Annotated in this window: 18 protein-coding genes; 6 read left to right on the top strand and 12 right to left on the bottom strand. The window is 57.2% G+C overall.

Features of this window, described 5'->3' with window-relative positions:
- Positions 1-140 precede the first annotated feature (140 nt).
- Positions 141-341, bottom strand: coding sequence for a cold-shock protein (locus tag XI09_RS01220; protein ID WP_271565320.1), 201 nt, complete (start codon positions 339-341; stop codon positions 141-143).
- A 1,338-nt stretch (positions 342-1,679) separates the two neighbouring features.
- Between XI09_RS01220 and XI09_RS01210 the strand changes: the two genes are divergently transcribed.
- From XI09_RS01210 to XI09_RS01200, 3 genes are all read left to right on the top strand, one after another.
- The gene (locus tag XI09_RS01210; protein WP_271565318.1) at positions 1,680-1,892 is read left to right on the top strand and encodes a hypothetical protein; all 213 of its coding nucleotides are present in this window, start codon (positions 1,680-1,682) and stop codon (positions 1,890-1,892) included.
- A gap of 1,357 nt (positions 1,893-3,249) precedes the next feature.
- On the top strand, positions 3,250-3,516 hold the full coding sequence (locus XI09_RS01205; RefSeq protein WP_271565317.1) for a hypothetical protein: 267 nt from the start codon (positions 3,250-3,252) through the stop codon (positions 3,514-3,516).
- A 111-nt stretch (positions 3,517-3,627) separates the two neighbouring features.
- The gene (locus XI09_RS01200; protein WP_271565316.1) at positions 3,628-3,867 is read left to right on the top strand and encodes a hypothetical protein; all 240 of its coding nucleotides are present in this window, start codon (positions 3,628-3,630) and stop codon (positions 3,865-3,867) included.
- Positions 3,868-3,979: 112 nt separating this feature from the next.
- Here XI09_RS01200 and XI09_RS01195 read toward each other — a convergent pair whose 3' ends face one another.
- The 5 genes from XI09_RS01195 to XI09_RS01175 form a co-directional block, all read right to left on the bottom strand.
- A complete protein-coding gene (locus XI09_RS01195; RefSeq protein ID WP_271565315.1) occupies positions 3,980-5,080 on the bottom strand; it encodes a hypothetical protein in 1,101 nt (366 codons plus the stop codon).
- A gap of 70 nt (positions 5,081-5,150) precedes the next feature.
- Positions 5,151-6,608 (bottom strand): lipopolysaccharide biosynthesis protein, encoded by a 1,458-nt coding sequence (locus XI09_RS01190; RefSeq protein WP_271565314.1) that lies wholly within the window; start codon positions 6,606-6,608, stop codon positions 5,151-5,153.
- A gap of 87 nt (positions 6,609-6,695) precedes the next feature.
- A complete protein-coding gene (locus XI09_RS01185) occupies positions 6,696-7,349 on the bottom strand; it encodes a PIG-L deacetylase family protein (protein ID WP_271565313.1) in 654 nt (217 codons plus the stop codon).
- Positions 7,346-8,143 (bottom strand): glucose-1-phosphate cytidylyltransferase, encoded by a 798-nt coding sequence (locus XI09_RS01180; protein WP_271565312.1) that lies wholly within the window; start codon positions 8,141-8,143, stop codon positions 7,346-7,348. Before XI09_RS01180 ends, XI09_RS01185 begins: the two co-directional genes overlap by 4 nt.
- Complete coding sequence (locus tag XI09_RS01175; protein ID WP_271565311.1) at positions 8,140-9,435, bottom strand: class I SAM-dependent methyltransferase; 1,296 nt, start codon at positions 9,433-9,435, stop codon at positions 8,140-8,142. The genes XI09_RS01180 and XI09_RS01175 overlap by 4 nt, the downstream gene beginning before the upstream one ends.
- A gap of 187 nt (positions 9,436-9,622) precedes the next feature.
- Here XI09_RS01175 and XI09_RS01170 point away from each other — a divergent pair, with 187 nt between their 5' ends.
- The 3 genes from XI09_RS01170 to XI09_RS01160 all read left to right on the top strand — a co-directional run bounded on the left by XI09_RS01170 (position 9,623) and on the right by XI09_RS01160 (position 12,455).
- A complete protein-coding gene (locus XI09_RS01170) occupies positions 9,623-10,381 on the top strand; it encodes an SDR family oxidoreductase (protein ID WP_271565310.1) in 759 nt (252 codons plus the stop codon).
- 73 nt (positions 10,382-10,454) lie between these two features.
- Complete coding sequence (rfbC, locus tag XI09_RS01165) at positions 10,455-10,985, top strand: dTDP-4-dehydrorhamnose 3,5-epimerase (RefSeq protein WP_271565330.1); 531 nt, start codon at positions 10,455-10,457, stop codon at positions 10,983-10,985.
- A 39-nt stretch (positions 10,986-11,024) separates the two neighbouring features.
- On the top strand, positions 11,025-12,455 hold the full coding sequence (locus tag XI09_RS01160; RefSeq protein ID WP_271565309.1) for an apiosidase-like domain-containing protein: 1,431 nt from the start codon (positions 11,025-11,027) through the stop codon (positions 12,453-12,455).
- On the opposite strand, the gene XI09_RS01155 is transcribed toward XI09_RS01160, so the two are convergent.
- The 6 genes from XI09_RS01155 to XI09_RS01130 form a co-directional block, all read right to left on the bottom strand.
- Positions 12,407-13,744 carry a DUF4910 domain-containing protein gene (locus XI09_RS01155; protein ID WP_271565308.1) on the bottom strand — a complete coding sequence of 446 codons (1,338 nt, stop codon included), beginning with the start codon at positions 13,742-13,744 and terminating at the stop codon, positions 12,407-12,409. The two genes, XI09_RS01160 and XI09_RS01155, sit on opposite strands and share 49 nt — an antisense overlap.
- On the bottom strand, positions 13,741-14,793 hold the full coding sequence (locus tag XI09_RS01150; RefSeq protein WP_271565307.1) for an NAD-dependent epimerase/dehydratase family protein: 1,053 nt from the start codon (positions 14,791-14,793) through the stop codon (positions 13,741-13,743). The genes XI09_RS01155 and XI09_RS01150 overlap by 4 nt, the downstream gene beginning before the upstream one ends.
- 21 nt (positions 14,794-14,814) lie before the next feature.
- Complete coding sequence (locus XI09_RS01145; RefSeq protein ID WP_442869506.1) at positions 14,815-14,973, bottom strand: hypothetical protein; 159 nt, start codon at positions 14,971-14,973, stop codon at positions 14,815-14,817.
- Positions 14,974-15,126: 153 nt separating this feature from the next.
- Positions 15,127-16,389 carry a UDP-N-acetyl-D-mannosamine dehydrogenase gene (gene wecC / locus XI09_RS01140; RefSeq protein WP_271565306.1) on the bottom strand — a complete coding sequence of 421 codons (1,263 nt, stop codon included), beginning with the start codon at positions 16,387-16,389 and terminating at the stop codon, positions 15,127-15,129.
- A complete protein-coding gene (gene wecB, locus XI09_RS01135) occupies positions 16,382-17,506 on the bottom strand; it encodes a non-hydrolyzing UDP-N-acetylglucosamine 2-epimerase (RefSeq protein WP_271565305.1) in 1,125 nt (374 codons plus the stop codon). Before wecB ends, wecC begins: the two co-directional genes overlap by 8 nt.
- A gap of 5 nt (positions 17,507-17,511) precedes the next feature.
- On the bottom strand, positions 17,512-18,309 hold the full coding sequence (locus tag XI09_RS01130) for a WecB/TagA/CpsF family glycosyltransferase (protein WP_271565304.1): 798 nt from the start codon (positions 18,307-18,309) through the stop codon (positions 17,512-17,514).
- Between the last annotated feature and the right edge of the window lie 142 nt (positions 18,310-18,451).

Genomic DNA, 18,451 nt, shown 5'->3' with positions numbered 1-18,451 from the left:
GCTTAAGCTCGCTGCCCAGGGAGAGCGCCAGCCCGAGAACATCAAACGACATTTGCGAAACGAATTTTTCGCGTCGGATATCGCGCGGCATTGAGAGCCACGCCAGCGTGAACTGGCCGGCCTCTGGTTGCCCGCCGCGCTTACAGCCTCAGATTACCTGCCGACTGCTTGCCTCGATCCGTCACGATTTCGTAGCTCACCTTGGCACCCTCTGCCAAGCTGCTGAAGCCGGCCTTCTCCACCGCGGAAATATGCACAAAAATGTCCTTCCCGCCGTCGTCGGGCTGAATGAAGCCATAGCCCTTGGTCGGGTTGAACCATTTCACAATACCTGTAGCCACGCTCATCTCTCCCAAAAAATAAAGGTCGCCAAGTTGGCATAACCTGGTGACAACGAAAAGGCCCCGCCAGCGTGAACCGGCGGCTCATCTCGCCACCCACGACAGGCAGTAGTTTGACGCCATCCGCACAAGGTTCGCGTCGGCGTTTGACCGAGGGCTATTCCTAGTTTTTGAGCGACCTTCCGAAGCTTTGGCCGCCGTCAGAGCAAGACAATTGTCGGTAGGGATAAGATCCCGAGACGGTGCAAGCGACGGTCACGTTGCCAGATGATAAAGTGAATAGTGCAGTGTGCTGCTTGGGCGGCTTAGTCATAAAGCATCGAATCTGACTGTTACTGTACTGTTTTAGCTGCGAATTGGCCTTCACGTAGTTTAAAAATCCGGGACAATCGTTGGCGAAAGCGCTCGCCGGAAAAATCATGAGGATTGAAAGAATAAGCTTCATGAATATCTCCTCGTGTGTCGATCGCGACCGCACAGGCCGAGGAAACATTAGAAAAACAAACCCTCGCGCGTTGTGAAGCAGTTCACAAATGCCTGAAAAAGCCCGCCATCCTGATACACGACGGGCTGTATTTCACGCCCGTTCCGAGCCACCAGTAATCGACAATTTGACTCTCGCCCACGCCGCGTTTCGATGGCGGCATGCCACGCCATGTCCGCCGCCACACGCCTACGCACGCCGATGGTCGGCCGCGCAAGATATCCTTCGGCGAGATGCGCGAGATGGGCCTGCGCGGTGTCCTAGTTTACTGCGCAGATTACCGCTGTAGCCACTCAATAGCCCTCAGCGCCGACCGCTGGGCCGATGACGTGCGACTGTCAGATATCGAGCCTCGCTTCGTGTGCGGCGCCTGCGGCAGGCGCGGTGCGGACGTGCGGCCGGACTTCAACTGGAAGGCCATAGGGCCTATCGGTGGCATGGGCTATCGGTAGCCATTTGAAAGACGACCCCGGCCATGGGGGCTTTTGAGGTGTGGAAGGCCGGGGCCGCTGGAGGTGCTGGACTGCGTCGATCCAGCGACCCGAGCCTAGGAAAATTCGGCATTCAGCTCTGTTCGCTTTCACACCTTGGCAGTACGGTTCCCCTCAGGGAACGGAATAGCTGCAATGAAAGACATGCAGGTTCAGTTGGAAAAGCTCCGCACAGATGCGGCGGAGGCCGCATCGGCGCAAGCTGAAGCGGGATCAATGATCGTCTCTCTCTCTCTCTCTCTCTCTCTCTCTCTCTCTCTCTCTCTCTCTCTCTCTCTCTCTCTCTCTCTGGGGAGACGCCACACGATTTTCGTTTTGTCGGAATCAAATTGAGCCGTTGCTTCAATTATAAGGACGTCATTCATGACCAAGGAAAATTGCCTGATCGTCCACGTTACTGGAAGAAAGTTGGATCTGCTGCGAGGAGAAGCCTCCCGCATTGCAAGGGACAGTAAAATTGATTGGTGGATCGATCGCGCCGATGTCGGCACGCGCTTCTGCTTTGAGGATGCGAAGGCGAAAGAGACCTTCGCTCTCACCTGCGACAACTTCGGTGTTCCGTGCCGCGACGGCTAGGAACTAACTCCAACGGGAAAAGCCGCAGCGTGGTTCCAGCCCCACTGCGGCCATATCCCGGGCAACTTGAAATTGGCTGATACTTAAATCTCGCCGGTGTTCTCACAGTAGAACACCCCGTTCCGAATAAGGACTCCGTGTAACTACCGGAGTCCGCTGTTCCGCCCGTTGTCATTAACGGCCGAACATGGCACCGCTCGCTCTTCCAGCCCCGATGCTCCCGGCTGCCGATCCAATTGCGGATTAGAGCGCCGGGAGTGCTAGGCCCGCCAGCGTGAACCGGCGGGGCCTTAATTCTTCACTTCGCCGAGAACGCGTTCTCAAGCGCCTGGGCTCGTACCCAATATGGCCAGGTCGAACGCGGCACCTAGCGCCATAAAGACTCTATCACGATGCGGTCTAGCGATGGCGCCGCCGACAACTGCGTGAGTGCTTAAAATCATATCTCGTCGGCTCGTATACTACGTCGCTATTAGGGCGCCGCTCATTGCCCCACCTCTTAGCACGGCCCCCCGCAGATGAGCAGGGATCGGCATCGCGTTTCGCCTGGCTGGTTCCTGACCGCCGAGACAAGGGGAAATGTCCCCGCCGCGGGTGCACGCGATCCGGAAGTTCGAACTGTCCCACTGAGCCCGCGGGGACGGTGCCGCTTATTTGCGCGAGATGCCCAACATTCTCGCCATCCGAAAGCTTCAATCCAACGTTCTACCAAGGCGGGTCCTTGGCACGACACCTCGCAAGAGCCTCGCGCCATCCATCTGCACGGCCCCTGTCGCGTGCACCGGCAGGGGCTTGTTTACGTTCGGCGCTCTCACGCTCGGAACGTCTAGCCTTTGGATGGAATCCTGCGCTTCATCGCATCGAACCCAGATCTGTGATCCGATATTTTCGGTTTGGCCCCACCAGTTCGATCCAGCCCTTCGCGAGCATTTTGATCACAGTGCGGGGACCGACTTCGCCGGGGATTAGCTAACTTTTTATGGTCGCTTCAAGACCTAGGCGCTCGAAATAAGTCGGAATGTGCGAGGGCCTAGCCGGCATCCTAATCCACAGATTTGAACCAGGGCCGTGCGGGATCTATGCCGCACGGCCCTGGCTGCAACTGTCCAGCCCCGGCCGGATTCCGTCGCTGCCGACAGACTAGCCGATTCCTGTAAGTCGCCACCGATTCGGAGGGGCCTTCTTCACACCTATACGGGAGGCAATAGCGCGCTGACGTCCGGGCCACCATCGATCGACAATTTGCAGAATGCTCACCGGGCCACTTTCATCGGCATGGCAGACCTATTGCCTCTGGATCCAGACTCAGATCTCGTTCCGTTCATTGCGACCAAATTGCTTTTCCGGAGGATCTATCGTGAACGGCGAAGCCGGATGCATGCTTTGTAACCAACCTCGAGTGCTCAAGGTCCTTTTTCCCGTCGGCAAAGGTTACGAGCTGAAGCTCTATGAATGCACCAGCTGCGGCAGCAATCTGCGGCTAGTTACCAGAGTTTCCAAATTATCGCCCAAGCGGCAGAGGGGACTATCTCCTCGCGGCACCCGTTTCAAGACCATCGATGCGGCGCTGAAAAGGGCCGCTCGTGCGGCAGTTGCGCCAAAACTGAAAGGCCCGCCAGCGTGAACCGCCGGGCCTCGGAAGTGTTTACAGCGCCCGTTAGGGGATTCGGGAAGTGCCTTTAGGCAAACTGCTCTCGAAGCTGCTCCTGCAGGCCTGGATTGAGGATCAACGATAATGGACACTCGCTCCGGTCTCCCAAGCGAGCAAGAAACCGCCGTCAAGCAGCTGTTGAGGCAAGCGGCCAAACGCTACCGTCCAAGCAGAGCGTATTCGGTCATCGTCCGTCATGGCACCGAAAAAGATGCAAACCGTGAGTTTTCGCGGGATGCAGACAACAACGTGGTGTGGTTTTTCTTCGCTCTTCCTGTTTTCATGATCTTACACGCGGTCTGCGCGAAGCTAGGCGCAATTTAGGTGACGAGTAGCGAATTGANTGTTGAAGGGGGTTCTCGTCACCTCCTTCAACCCAGATCCGCCCTCGTCGCTCCAACCTCGAATCCGAAGCGCCGCACCTCAGATCAGGCGCTCAGTGGACCTTGTCTTCCTCGCGACGATCCACACGTGCAACAGATGACAGGTCAGAGCGCGCGGTCTCCGAAATCCTTTCAAGCCAAATCTCACGCCACCAGGAATAGATGCTTCGAGGACAGAACATTCGATTGTGACTGTAACGAGATTGGCAGCACACGCCCTCCAACAGCACGGCGGGGGTTTTCAACCTAGTCATCTTTCCGGTTCGTTCGTCTATAAAGTTGTTCACCCTCGCTCTGACGCGATAGGTTCCTCCGCAATAAGGCGCCAATTCTGCGTCGAAACCCATTCCTCGGTTTTGGCCTGCTGTGTCGAGTGAAGCACGGATCTCCTCGAACGACTTAACACGAACCAGTTCACCGGGCTGTAGATTCAGGTCGCACTTGGGTGTGGGGTGTCCGAACGGTATATTTCCTTCTCTTCGCGGGAATGGAACCCCGCCCCTCATCGCCTGGAAGCGATCGTACAACCAACGACCTGGACGTCCCAGTCTCCCGCGGTACGCCAGTGATCCGAAATAGTAAGCTACGTAGAGAAAGCCGCAAGCCATACGACCCAATGATGCATTGCCGGAGGTATAATCCTCAACGTACTGCCTGACGTCCCACCACGGCAACTGCGTGGTGTAGTCGAGCAATCGCGTTGCTTGGCAACGGTATACTGCCTCGCCAAAGGGACCGCGGACATGCGTTGCATTGCAGACGTCCTCCTCGGTGCAAACGGCCGAGGCGGCCTTGCCGCTCGGCGCGGAGTCAGATCGTGGCGAGGTTACCGTGGAAGCCGCACCTTCCATGACCGGCTTAAGCCACGCTTCCTTCCAAAAAATCAGGCAGGCAGCTTGGCAGCTGCCGTATGCCTTGCCATCACAACGCAGATCAAGATGCACCCCGTCCGGGAGCTTTCGTCCGAGTGAATTACCGGTGACCGTATCGCAAGTCTTGTGCGCCCGCTTGTAGACCCTGAAGCGCTGACCGCAATACTGGAACATCTGCGGCATGAATGGGAGCCCTTCCAAGCAACCATTCTTGCCGAGTGTGCGCAAGATTTCTGCTTTGCTCCGGACTTCCACCCAATCGCCTGATCGTAGCCTGCTCATGTCCGTTCTCCAATGCACTCAGCCGCGGTACTCATGCGAAAGTCTGATCAGCAATCCCACAAAGTAGTATCTAGGGTGCGGAAAACGCGCCCCTAATTTCCTTGAATAGAGCAAGGTAAAACGTCCTCTGTCCCATGAAGAACAGAAGCACCAAAGAGTAAACGGCAACAACGGTGGCGCCTCCCACGAATAGCTTCGCGAGGTGCCATTCCGACCGACCGAGACAGAGTTCCACTGCTACGCCGAAACCAGCAGCGACAATTCCTGCAAGCAACGGCCGCCCCGCTGCCAACAGCAGGTCCCGCGGGGAGACCAGCGTTCCATGCAAGCACCAGAGAATGTGTGGGATGAACCACAAAATCATGGCGGCGGAGTAGGCAAATGCGACCCCGCGGGGGCCATAAGGTAGACCAATGATGTAGGCCGTAATCACCAAGGGAGCGATGACCAACGCGATCTTCAGGCTTCGTACTTGCAGTCCGAGCGCAAAGAGAAGCCATGCAACGGGATTGATGACGCCAAAGATCAGGATTGTCGGCGTCAGCAAGCGAAAAATATCCGCCACAGCTGCCCATCTTGGCCCGAGCACCACCGCGATAATGTCATCGACGAACACTGCGCAAAGAATGGTGATGGGAATCGTCATGGCCACAATGATCGAGTATCCCTTCAGAAAGTAGTTCCTCAACCGAATGCGATCGTTTTGAATCCGCGATAAGCCCGAAAATGCGATTCCACCGATAGCTGAGTTGAGTTCTGCGGTCGGGATGTTGATGAGCCGGTATCCTCGTTCATAAATTCCGAGTGCGTCCGCTCCCCAGTATCGACCGAGCAGCAGCTTTTCGACGTTGTAAGCGACGTAGACGACGAAAGCATTCAGCGTCACTACTCCACCAAAACCCAGCAAACCACGGACTCCAGCCGTGCGTCGCGGCAACGCGGGACTCCACCCACTGACTAACCATACGCAGATCGCATAGACGGCGCTCGAAACGAGCGCCATGCTCAGGATGGCCCAGTATCCCAAGCCAACAAGGGCCATACCCACTCCCGCAGCGAAGCTCACCAGCAATGAGAGAACTTCAATGACGGTGAGAGCCGTGTACCGCAGGTGGCGTTGCAGAAGCGCGGAATGCTGTGCCCCCGCAGCACCGAGGATGAACCCCGCCCCCGCTGCGACAGTCAGCCAGAACAGCCGTGGCTCGTTATAGAATGCGACAAGAATCGGTGCAGCGAGCACACAAAGCAATGCTAGAGTTGCTCCAATCAAGAGGTTGACCCAGAATAACGTTGAGAGCTGCTCGTGCGTAATCGTGTCCTTCTGAATTGTCGCTGAAGACAGCCCAGTAGTCGCGAGCAACTGAAAGACTCCGGTCACGACCGTGGTCATGGCGACCAATCCGAAATCCTGGGGCTCTAGCAGGCGCGCCAGGGTCGCCATGGTCGCAAGACGGAGCGAGAAACTGGCCGCCTGCCCTCCCAGCCTCACGAAGCCGCTGCGAACCACCACCCTTTTCAGATTGTCCATCCTAGTCTCCGCAGACGGAAGACCCGAGTTCTGCTCTGCCCTCGCATGACTCTGCCCGAGGGCTCCTGTTAGCATCCGACGCAAAGCTCAGTTCACCGTGAGTTTCCTCGCTACAAACGCTTCGGCGTATTCCTCCGGTGCCCGACACTCCATCCCACGGAGGCGCGCCAGCCCGCGGAAGACTTCGGGATCGAACCATTGCTTGGAGCGCTGGCTTCCGAAGTGTGACACCAATAGATCGATCTTGCGTTGCAGGGCCCGCGCCGAGACAGGCGCATAGAAATTTGGCCGTCCTACATCCCCATCCCACTTGGGGACTTCGTATTCGAGGATGAAGTGATCTCGGAACGTGTTCCACGTCAGGCGCGACACTTGGCGATGATCCTGATGAGCATCATCGCGCTTGTGGGTGAGAATCACATCCGGCCCAACTCGTCCCTTCAGGGCCTCGAACCAGCATTTGATCTCCTCGCCCTGCTCGGGAAACAACCCGTCTCGGAAACCCGCGATGTCGATTTGAGCCCTGGCCGCCTCGGATAGAAAGTCCGCCGCGGATGCTCGCGCCTCGCCCTCACGCTCGCCAGCGGCACTCAGGACACACCAGTGCACATCCAGACGAATGCCGCGCTCAAGCAAACTCAGAAGCGTGGCTCCTGCTCCAATTTCGATGTCATCCGAATGGGCGCCCAGGCAAAGCACAGACAAACGATCGCCAGGCGCAGCAAGCCGCAACGACTTCATGGCGCTACCGCGGCCCGAGCGCCACCATCGAGCCGCCACGGCATTTTTCCGCGTTCGATCATCTCTTCGAGGACTTGCCTATCTCTAAGAGTATCCATCGCCCGCCAGAAGCCTTCATGCTTGAATGCCATCAACTTGTCGCATTCGATCAACCGCTTGAATGGCTCAACCACGAGCTCTTCGCCTTCCTGGATGAAATCGAAGATCTCCTTACGAAAGATAAAGTAGCCTCCGTTGATCCAAATATCGGATTCCTGGCTGGCGCGTAGCCGCCGCACGGCACCTTGCTCGTCAAATTCGGCAAGGTGAAAACTGACCGGCGGATGGATGGCGATGAAGGAGGCAATCTTGCCGCTCTTCCTGAAGCGGTCGATCATGTCCGGCAGGTATGCGTCCGTCAGACCGTCACTGTAGTTCGCCAGGAATATCTCCTCGCTCTCGACAAGGTGGCGGACCGCCATCAAACGCTGTCCGATATTGCGCCAGATACCGGTATCCATCAGGGAGACACGCCAATCCGGCGGTCTCTGGCCCAGTATCTCGACCTTCTTGCCGAAGTTTGAAACCGTGCAGTCGCTATTTGCGGTCTGCCTGTAATTCAGGAAGTAGTCTTTGACGACGTTTGCCTTGTATCCAAGGCAGAGAATGAAATCCTGATGGCCGTACTGGCTGTAGTACTCCATGACGTGCCACAGAATCGGCTGGTGGCCGATAGGCACCATCGGCTTCGGAACGCTGTCGGAGTACTCGCGAATGCGGGTGCCGAGCCCGCCGCAGAACAGCACTACTTTCATGTTGCGAACTCCCGGGGATCGATCACTTCCACGTCGGGTATCGGCACAACCATCTTGCATCCCCACGAACTCACGTGTCGCATCTGCTCGACGATCTCGCGCTTCAGATTCCACGGCAAAATCAACAGATAGTCCGGCCGAAGCTCATCGATCGTCGATACTGGATAGATCGGGACATGCATCCCGGGGGTCACTCGCCCGTGCTTGTATGGATTGCGGTCAACGGTGCATTCGAGGAAATCCATACCGATGCCGCAGTAGTTCAGCAGCGTATTGCCTTTGCCCGGCGCTCCATATCCGCATATCTTTGCACCCTTCTCCTTGCATCCGATCAAGAATGACAAGAGCTGGCGCTTTGTGCGATGGACCTTTGCGGCGAACCGCGCGTAGCTTGCGATGTCCTCAAACCCGATTTCCCGTTCATGGCTCAGCAGCGCATTCACACTCGCGGACCGAGTGTGTGTCGCATCTGCGCGGCACAGATAGACGCGCAGTGATCCGCCATGCGTGCTGATCTGCTCAACGTCGAATATTCTGAGCTGATGGCGTTGCGCGAGACGATCAATCGTGAGGAGGGAAAAATACGAGAAGTGCTCATGGTAAATAGTGTCGAACTGGTTCTCGACTATGAGCCGTTCGAGGTGCGGGAATTCCAGTGTGATGACCCCTTCCGGCGCCAAAAGATGAGCCATTCCGGCCGCAAAGTCGTTCAGGTCGGGGACTTGTGCCAGGACATTGTTTCCAATGATCAGGTCAGCGCGCTGCCCCTCCGACACGAGACGACGAGCCAGCCTCAATCCGAAGAACTCGACCAAAGTTGGAATGTTCTTGCGGCGAGCCGCTTCAGCGACGTTGGCCGCGGGCTCAATGCCGAGAACGGGCACACCAAGCGGCAGAAAATGCTGGAGAAGGTATCCATCGTTGCTTGCAATTTCGAACACCTGGCTAGTTGACCCGAGTCCGAACCGCGCCACTGCCATCTCGCAATAGCGGCGCGCATGCTCGACCCATGACGTCGAGAATGAGGAAAAATATGCGTACTCGCTGAAGATGTTGACCGGCTGGACGTATTCGCGGAGCTGAACCAGGAAACATTCGCCGCAAACCAGCGCGTGGAGAGGGAAGTAGGCCTCCATCTTGTCCGTCTCGCCGGCTGCCAGGAAGCTTTCGCACAGCGGCGTCATCCCAAGGTTCACAAAGGTCGTCGCCAACGGCGCGCCGCACAGGCGACAACATCCATACTGCGCTGCGCCACTTTGTGCGGTTGCGCTTTCCTTGATCGTGGCGTGCATAGGCCCGGGTTCCTGGTGTGAATCGTGCGTCCGGCCGGCGCACTTCCGGCCAAGCTGCGCGCTAAAATCTCAACTAAGCCTGCATTTATTTAATAACGTAATCCAACTTTAAATCTAATAAATAGTCAACTATTATAATAGTCATCAAACCGCCGGCTCTATGGCCAGAGCCAGGCATTAACCACGAATGTCGCCTGAGTTTAACGAAATGGGACCGAAAGGGCGCAATCTCGAAGACCGGATGGCGGTCATTACAGGAGGCGGATCCGGAATCGGCGCCGCCGTCGCCCTCGCCCTCGCCCGCGAAGGCGCAGGCCTTTGCCTGATCGGTCGCAGGCTGGAAGCACTGGAGTCCGTCGCTTCAAGAGCACGTGACATGGGAGTGCCGGCCGTCTGCTATCGTGCCGATCTGTCCGTCCCCAGGGGCCAGCTCGAGTTGACGCAGGGCGTCAGGCAGAGCCTCCACCGGATTGACTTTCTGATACAGAGTGCGGCCCTGCATAAAGCCGGACCGGTCGAACAGAGCAGTCTCGCGGAGTTCGACGAACTCTACCAGACCAATGTTCGTGCACCCCTCGCCCTCGCACAAGCGCTCTTGCCCATGCTGAAGGAGCACAAGGGACAGATCGTCTTCATCAATTCGAGCAGCGGCATTACTGCCAAACCGATGTCCGCCCAATATGACGCAACCAAGCACGCCCTCAAGGCGATCGCCGATAGCCTGCGCGGTGAGGTCAATTCGTATGGTGTCAGGGTCCTGAGCGTATACCCGGGACGGACGGCTACCGACATGCAGGAGCGGCTCCACCGAATCGAGGACAAGAGCTATCACTCCGAGCTTCTGCTGCAGCCCGCTGACGTAGCGTCGGTCATCGTGAATGCCCTGCTCCTGCCACGTACGGCTGAGGTCACCGACATTCACATCCGCCCAATGATTAAGACCTGAATGACGAGCTATGCGGTTCGCGCCGCGCGCCGGCGGCACACACTGTGAGACGCATCAAAAACAGAGACAACCTGTGCAAATTATCCCAACGCCCCTCCACGGAGCTTACATCGTTGAATTGGAGCCAGCCCATGACAACCGGGGATTCTTTGCTCGCACCTTTTGCATGGACGCGTTCGCCGAACATGGACTCGAGCAGCAATATCCCCAGCACAGCATCTCGTTTTCGGCGCGGAGAGGCACCTTGCGTGGGCTTCATTTTCAGCGTGAGCCGTACTCGGAAGCAAAGCTGATACGCTGCACGAGCGGTTCAATTCTTGATGTCATCGTTGACATCAGGCGGGATTCGCCGTCCTTTCGCCGCTGGCAGAAATTTGAACTCTCTTCTGCCAACGGTTCCCAGCTCTACGTTCCAAAGGGGTTCGCCCACGGGTTTCAAACCCTCTGCGATGATGTCGAGGTGAGCTACCTGATCTCGACGCGCTACGAACCGGCGTTTGCCGGCGGCATCCGCTACGATGACCCGGCATTCGACATTGATTGGCCGTTACCGGTCGTGGAAGTTTCCGAGAGGGATTTGCGTTGGCCCGGCTTTTCTGAATAGCCCATGGGCGGTCATGGCCGATCATCGGATTGACCCAGCATGATTGACACCACCACATTCGCGTCGGGGATCAGGGTGCTCCCATGGCGCCTCCGCGCCTGCACGGAAAGGTGGATGCGCGCGTCGGCTCACCCCCTCCTCGTCGCCGCGACACTTCTAGCGTTTGGCTCCGACGCCGTTGCGCTCGATGCCTCAACGGGACCCAACGCGAATACAGCCGCCGACAGGATAAATCTGCTGTGCAATGATGCACTGAGATGCAGGTCCGACGGCGGGACCGAGGACGGGATTGTTCCGTTCGTCGTAACGAACGACCTCCCGACACCGAATCCGGCCTTTTTTCAACGGGCAGAGAACATCATCCGCCATGCCGAAGAGCTCGGACTTGCCGTGATCCTCGATCCCATCGAGACTACAGGATGGCTACATACCTTGCGGGTCAATGGCGTCGCGGGAGCCTACAGATATGGCCTATACCTGGGTAACCGCTACCGAGACATCCCGAATATCATCTGGTTGCATGGCAACGATTTCCAGTCCTGGCAAAACAAGGATGACGATGCGCTCGTCCAGGCGGTCGCGCGGGGAATCCGCCATGAGGCCCCAAACCAGCTTCAGACAGTCGAACTGAACTTCCTGACGAGTGGCTCGCTCGATGATCCGGGTTGGCAGCCCCTGATTGATATGAGTGCCGCATACACCTATTTCCCAACCTACGTCCAAATATTGAACGAGTATAATCGTGCCAACTACAAGCTGGTTTTCCTGGTAGAAGCGAATTACGAGCTTGAACAACAGCCTAACACCGACGGCGGTAGCGCCCAGAACCTGCGGCGGCAGGAATACTGGACCATGTTGAGCGGCGCGGCCGGTCAGCTTTACGGCTCGAGGAACTGGAGCTTCGAAGAAGGCTGGAGGACTGATCTGAATACTCGCGGCGCTATCGAGCTTCGCTATATGAAGGATCTGTTTGCTCGCCGAAGGTGGTATGATCTCATTCCTGACCAAACGCATAGCGTCACAAAGGCCGGCTACCACTGGCTGGCCGAATCTGTTGCGAAACTTACCGCTTATCTCGGTAGCTATCGGGTCTCCAACTCGGTTCGAAGACGCTTTCTTTCATTCAAGGCATCGACCCGATTTGGATCGATCACAACCAATTCCTATGCTGCCACGGCCCGGACAAGCGACGGTTCGCTCGTAATCACCTATTTACCTACCGCTCGAGCAGCTAACATTGACATGTCGAAACTGGCCGCGACCGCGATCGCCCATTGGTTCGATCCTACCAACGGTCGCTACACATCCGTCGAAGGCTCGCCGTTTGCCAACAAAGGTGTTCGCCAATTTTCTCCGCCAGGCGTCAACAGCGCCGGCGACAGCGATTGGGTACTACTGCTTGAAACGCAACCGCCAGCCGATCATCTCGCCCCGTCGGCCTCAATGTCGCAGACCGACAGGAGTCCATGATCACTCAGGATTTGCGCCGTGCGTCGGATCAGCGAGAAGGGCAAATCCGCCCGCTCTGCAATATCCAACAGCGAATGCCGTCCGTCAGAGAGGTTCAGCACCCACAGCATCGCCATGTTGGCCTCCGCGGTCCCTTTGTCTCCCCCGATGGCTCCATATAGCCCGCGTCGGCCGAGTTGCGGTTCGCACCGGGCCACCACATTGCGATAGCCCCGGTCGTTCTCCACGACATCGATAGCTTCAGCTATGAGCCGGTAAGAGAGCGCGAGATGATCTGCCGCAATAAAATCGAGATTGTCCGCCGAGGTGTGATACTCCGGGATCTGACCGAACTGGCTGCGCTGGAATAGGCCGACGGGCAAGTCGAAGCCCGGCGAGCAATATTGACGCTCGTCATAGCCATAGGGTGAGAAGTCAAGGATCGTCGATTTCAGCCCGCAATGCCGAAGACCATGAGCAATGACCCTGTCGATCTTGGCATTGCCTTGCCTGCTCTTCTTGTACGTCGGACCGCCACCGTCACCGACCATCGAGACCACGAGCCCGTGCTTGATGCGCCTCGCGTGGTCCTCATTGCGTGCCAGCCACGTAATTGCACCGATGGTCCCTGGCGCGAACAGAAATCGATAGCTGTATCGGGTCCGTAGCCCCACCATGCATTTTGCAAGATGAGTCAGGAGCGCTACTCCCGAACAGTTGTCGTTCGCCAGTGAGGGGTGGCAGATGTGGGCGGAAAGCAGGAACTCCTCGTCAGTTTCGCCCTTGTGCAAATATTCGCCATAGCTCAAGGAGCCGTTGGAAAGATCGGAATCGATGACCACCTCGTACCGCTCGTCATCGAGGCTCTCAAACAGTCGATGGGGCATACAAAATGCCCAATTGTCCGCATAATAGGAGGTTCGATAGGGAGTGAGGTCCGGCTGGTCCGGCAGCGTATAGACATGCTGCTTGAGCTCCGCCAATGATATCCACCGATGGACCGGAACGCTGTAGCTCATGACATGCAGGTTTGACTCCGCAAAATCCACGATCTTGCGACCCTGCTGATCGCGGATATACGCCGCACGGACGTTCCATTCCCGCGGGACAACCCAGTCGAACACCTCCGTTCCGGTCGGGACCTCGTGGATATCAAGATCGATGTGAGAGCGGATCGCCCGCAATGTTTTCCGGACCCCATCGCCGGTGATGCTGCGGCAGATCGGGTATATCTTAGCGGCAAAGGCATTTATCTCCTCGCCCGGGCTGCCCCCGACCAGCCTCTCGCCGACCGTCAGCCCACCATTCATGATGCCGCTTGAAGCTGCAGCTTGATGTGGCGCAAGTCACGATCAAGGACCCCCTCGGCAAGCAGCTTCCGAATATGGCCGATTCGCTGATACCGGGGACCTTCGAATTCTTCCAGGGTCACGCCTGACGACCGATAAACCTTATAAAGCTGTTCAGCCCCCATTCGAGCATCCCAACGCGGCTGGAATCCCGGCAACTTGTGGCGAATTTTTTCAAAGTTCACTCGATAGGAGCGCGCATCCGGGCCCGCGTCGTCAGCAAACTCCACTTTGGAATTTGGCACGACACTCGCGACGATTTCGGCCAGATCTCGAATTCGATAGTTGTGGGCAGTCTGACCGACATTGAACGCTTCGTTAAATACGGCTTCGGCGGGCGCCTCCAACGCGGCGATGAACGCTCGCGAAATATCTTCAATATGGACGATCGGGCGCCAGGGTGTTCCGTCCGACTTGAGATGAATTTTTCCGGTGGTAAATGCCCACGCGACCAGATTATTCAACACGATATCGAAGCGCAGCCGGGGCGAGACGCCGTAAGCCGTTGCCGGCCGCAGATAGACCGGGCAGAACCTATCGTCGGCCAATGCCGAGATGTCCCGTTCCGACGCAACCTTGGATTCCCCGTAAGCTGTTACCGGATTGAGAGCTGCAGTCTCGTCAATCATATCCTCGCCGGCTTTTCCATAGTTGCTGCAGGATGAGGCAAACACGAAACGCTGCACACCGGCGTGTTTTGCAATTGCTGCCATCCGCACGCTTGCGCGGTGATTGATGTTGTCGGTCAGTTCAGGTCTTAGATTTCCGAGTGGATCATTAGACAGCGCCGCTAGATGCAGTACGGCACCAAAACCAGCGAGGTCAGCTACCTCCACATCTCTGACATCCTTCGAGATCGTCGGGACTTCGACAATGGCACCGCCCGCCGCATATGTGCACCGAGAGTAGATATTGCTGTCCAATCCGGTCACCTCGTGACCAGCCTGGACCAGCATTGGCGTCAATACAGTACCGATGTAGCCAAGATGCCCGGTTACTAGAACTCGCATTACTTTTCTCCACTCTGCACGTCAGGTTATCCATAAGTGGCGCGCCGGCCGGCCGGTCATCATGTTGTCGAGCGCGGCTATCTCGATGCAGCCCTCGTCACATAACATGTCAACAATGTGCGAACCGATGCATCCAGCACCATCGGTAACGATGATGCGTTTGCCCTTGAGGTCGATCAAGACGTCTCTCCTGACGTTTAAGCTCCGCTCCGGCTACTGACACTCCGCACAGCTCAAGACCACTGGCTTGAAGAAGCGGTACTGATTGTGCATTCCAACGCGCGCACGGTTGCAACATTCACTCCCGATCTGAATCGCTGGACCGCATCAACATCACGTCCGCACCGGCATGTCTTGCCATATGCCCCGCGTGTCAATGACGTCGAGATGCCGACGCTCGGCCAACGGAACCATCTTGAATTCATCATGATCGACCAAAAGAAGCGCGATCTCACACGTGCGCAACGCTTGATCGATGCTCACAAACTCGATTCTGTAGTCGGCAAGTTCCGGTGGCAGTCGTCGCAGGTTCGGTTCGACAACCTTGACGCGTTGGCCGTACTTCTTTACCAGCTCCAACGCGATTTCCATGGCCGGACTCTCGCGCAAATCGTCCACATTCGCCTTGAATGTCAGTCCGCAGCAGGCCACGTTCGCGTAAGGATGATCGTCGATCAGGGCCTTGGCCCGTTGGATGATGTTCTGCGTCTTGGCGTCGTTCACTTCGCGGCTCGTTCGCATTACGCGTGCCAAATCCGGCGCCGTATCGATGATGAACCATGGGTCGACCGCAATGCAGTGCCCGCCCACACCCGGGCCTGGCCGCAGCACGTTCACACGCGGATGACGGTTGGCAAGGTCGATCACCTCCCAGACATTGATGTCGAACCTGTCGCAAATCAGCGATAGCTCATTGGCAAAGGCGATATTCGTGTCCCGGAACGCGTTCTCGGTGAGCTTGACCAGTTCGGCAGCCCGGGCGGTCGTAGCAACACAAGCGCCGCGAACGAACATCTTGTAGAAGCGCTGAGCGCGACGCGCGCAGGCGGGAGTGATCCCGCCGATGCATCGGTCATTGTTTATGAGCTCACTCAAAATCCGCCCTGGCAGTACGCGCTCAGGACAATAGGCGACGTAGATCGAATCTTCCTCGCTGCCATTGACTCCGATTTTCAGATCCGGCCTGCGTTCGACGATCCGCTTTGCAATGCCTTCCGTCGTTCCGATTGGCGAGGTCGATTCGAGAATGACGAGATTGCCCGGAACGAGCAGATCCGGGATGGTCTCGACCGCAGCATCCACGCTGGACAAATCCGGTCGATGATCATGGTCAATGGGTGTAGGCACCGCGATAATGAAGACGTCGGCCGGCTGTGGCTTGTTTGAGGTCGTCAACGCGCCGCTCGACACAACCTTGGAAACGAGACCATCAAGATCAGGCTCTGAAATGTGAATGGCTCCCGAGGCCACCGTCCTGACCACATACTCCTTCGTGTCCACGCCAACCACCTGAAGGCCACGGCTGGCAATCAGCGCAGCGGTCGGCAACCCGATATAACCAAGTCCGATGACGGTCACTTTCTGAGGATCAGGCATCAAGCAGTACCTTCACGATCCGCTCGCTGGCACGACCATCGCCAAACGGATTATGGGAGCGCGCCATGGCGGCATAAGTCTCATCATCATCAAGCAGACGGAAGGTCTCACCAACGATCCTGTCGTAGTTCGCGCCAACCAGGCGAGCGGTTCCCGCTTCGATTCCCTCCGGTCGTTCCGTCGTCTCGCGCATGACAAGGACAGGTTTGCCGAAAGTCGGCGCCTCTTCTTGAACACCGCCTGAATCCGTCAGCACCAGGTACGATAGCGATAACAGACTGACGAAATCCGTGTATTCCTGGGGAGAAATAAGTACGACACGCGGATGGTCGGCCAGCCGAGTTGCGAACACGTCACGGACGTTCGGGTTTGGATGAACCGGAAGTACGACGGCGACGTCCCCTCTGCCCAGAATTGTCTCCAATGCATTCACGATGTTGAGAACCCCGCCGCCGAAGTTTTCCCGACGATGGCAAGTGACCAGGATGATGCGCCGGTTGCCGTGATGCTTCTTGATGACGTTCCAGCGAGACGACAGTTGCGGATCCGCCTCAACCATCGCTTTCGCGAGGATCAGCGCATCCACGACGGTGTTGCCAGTGACATGAATGCGATCGTTGGAGACGTTTTCCGACCGCAGCGCTCTGGCAGCACGCTCAGTCGGCGCGAAATGCTGATCCGCGATCGATCCGACGATCTTGCGGTTCACTTCCTCCGGCCAAGGCGCGAAGATATCTCCACTTCGCAGCCCCGCCTCGACATGTGAGACCGGGATGCGATGATAGTACGATGCGAGCGCGCCTGTCATAGCAGTCGCCGTATCGCCCTGGACGATGACTCTGGTTGGTTTCACCTTCTCAAGAAGTTCTCCGATCTGAGCCAACAACCGGCCAGTCAGACCGTCGAGCGTCTGATTGACCGTCATCACGTTGAGATCGTAGTCCGGGACTACCTTCGCCAACTTGAGAACCTGATCGAGCAACTCTCGGTGCTGCGCCGTCGCGCAGACCGTGAATGCGACGCCCTTGCACTTTTCGGCCTTGAGGCGATTGATAATCGGAAACAGCTTGATTGCTTCCGGCCTCGTTCCCAACAGAATGAGAAAATGCTTGCGCACGCGCCTTACCCTCCGATCCGACCCGTCCCGCGGGGAAGCGCATTTTGTGCTTCAGAAAATGCCCGCCGAAGCGCCTGCCGCAAGACGGCCTGGGTCAAGACGCCGGCAAATAACGTGTTCGTCCTGGTGTATCGCCACCACATGCGTCCGGGCTCCTGATAGACACGGTATAGCCATTCGAGACCGAACTGCTGCATCTGAACCGGAGCTCGATGGACCTCGCCCGCGAGGACGTCGAACGCACCACCGACGCCCATGATGAAAGACACGCCAAGTTCATCCCGATGGGCAGCAAGGAAGCGCTCCTTTCGTGGCGTGGGCATGCCGATGAACAGGCAATCGGCGCCACTGGATCGGATATCCCTGACCACATCACTCTCTTGCTCGCTGGTGAAGTAGCCGTCTTTCAATCCGGCTAAAACAAGCGAAGGATGTTTGTCTCGCGCACGCTGCGCCGCCTTCTGCAAGACAGCGGGTGTGGCCCCCAGAAAGTAGGGACGGAAACGATCCTGCGCGCAAACCGCGAGCAATTCGCCCAGCAGGTCAACACCAGTGACGCGCGACCTGGCCGGAAGGCCAAGCGCTCTCGCGCCCCAGAGGATGCCCATGCCGTCGATGCCGACCACATCGCTATTGGCAACATCGGCGGCAAGCACAGGATCGGACCGCATGTTGACGAACTTCGCGACGTTGAGCGCCACATGCTGCAAACGTCGACGGTCTCGCATGGCTTTGCGTGCAAGATCGATAGTCTCGGCCATCGTCAGGATATCAATGGGGCACCCCAAAAATGACGCGCGCATCGGTTTCCCCAGTTGTAAGAAGCTGCTCCCGGCGGCGGCTCTCCGCGCAGCGGTTGCAGTTAAATTAATAATCGGATAATACTGATATAATTATTTAATGCAAGTCGCTCCTGTGATTAATTTATCGTTGATGCATTAAATT

The organism is Bradyrhizobium sp. CCBAU 11386 (assembly GCF_028128955.1).
Classification (GTDB): domain Bacteria; phylum Pseudomonadota; class Alphaproteobacteria; order Rhizobiales; family Xanthobacteraceae; genus Bradyrhizobium.
The sequence above is the reverse complement of the archived record's forward strand: the minus strand, read 5'-3'. Positions and strand labels throughout refer to the sequence as shown.

Excerpts from the sequence above, each read along its gene's own strand:
- XI09_RS01185 (WP_271565313.1), bottom strand. The coding sequence starts at position 7,349 with ATGAAGTCGTTGCGGCTTGCTGCGCCTGGCGATCGTTTGTCTGTGCTT.
- XI09_RS01190 (WP_271565314.1), bottom strand. The coding sequence starts at position 6,608 with ATGGACAATCTGAAAAGGGTGGTGGTTCGCAGCGGCTTCGTGAGGCTG.
- XI09_RS01170 (WP_271565310.1), top strand. The coding sequence starts at position 9,623 with ATGTCGCCTGAGTTTAACGAAATGGGACCGAAAGGGCGCAATCTCGAA.
- XI09_RS01210 (WP_271565318.1), top strand. The coding sequence starts at position 1,680 with ATGACCAAGGAAAATTGCCTGATCGTCCACGTTACTGGAAGAAAGTTG.
- XI09_RS01150 (WP_271565307.1), bottom strand. The coding sequence starts at position 14,793 with ATGCGAGTTCTAGTAACCGGGCATCTTGGCTACATCGGTACTGTATTG.
- XI09_RS01195 (WP_271565315.1), bottom strand. The coding sequence starts at position 5,080 with ATGAGCAGGCTACGATCAGGCGATTGGGTGGAAGTCCGGAGCAAAGCA.
- wecC (WP_271565306.1), bottom strand. The coding sequence starts at position 16,389 with ATGCCTGATCCTCAGAAAGTGACCGTCATCGGACTTGGTTATATCGGG.
- XI09_RS01160 (WP_271565309.1), top strand. The coding sequence starts at position 11,025 with ATGATTGACACCACCACATTCGCGTCGGGGATCAGGGTGCTCCCATGG.
- XI09_RS01175 (WP_271565311.1), bottom strand. The coding sequence starts at position 9,435 with ATGCACGCCACGATCAAGGAAAGCGCAACCGCACAAAGTGGCGCAGCG.
- XI09_RS01200 (WP_271565316.1), top strand. The coding sequence starts at position 3,628 with ATGGACACTCGCTCCGGTCTCCCAAGCGAGCAAGAAACCGCCGTCAAG.
- XI09_RS01130 (WP_271565304.1), bottom strand. The coding sequence starts at position 18,309 with ATGCGCGCGTCATTTTTGGGGTGCCCCATTGATATCCTGACGATGGCC.
- XI09_RS01180 (WP_271565312.1), bottom strand. The coding sequence starts at position 8,143 with ATGAAAGTAGTGCTGTTCTGCGGCGGGCTCGGCACCCGCATTCGCGAG.
- XI09_RS01155 (WP_271565308.1), bottom strand. The coding sequence starts at position 13,744 with ATGAATGGTGGGCTGACGGTCGGCGAGAGGCTGGTCGGGGGCAGCCCG.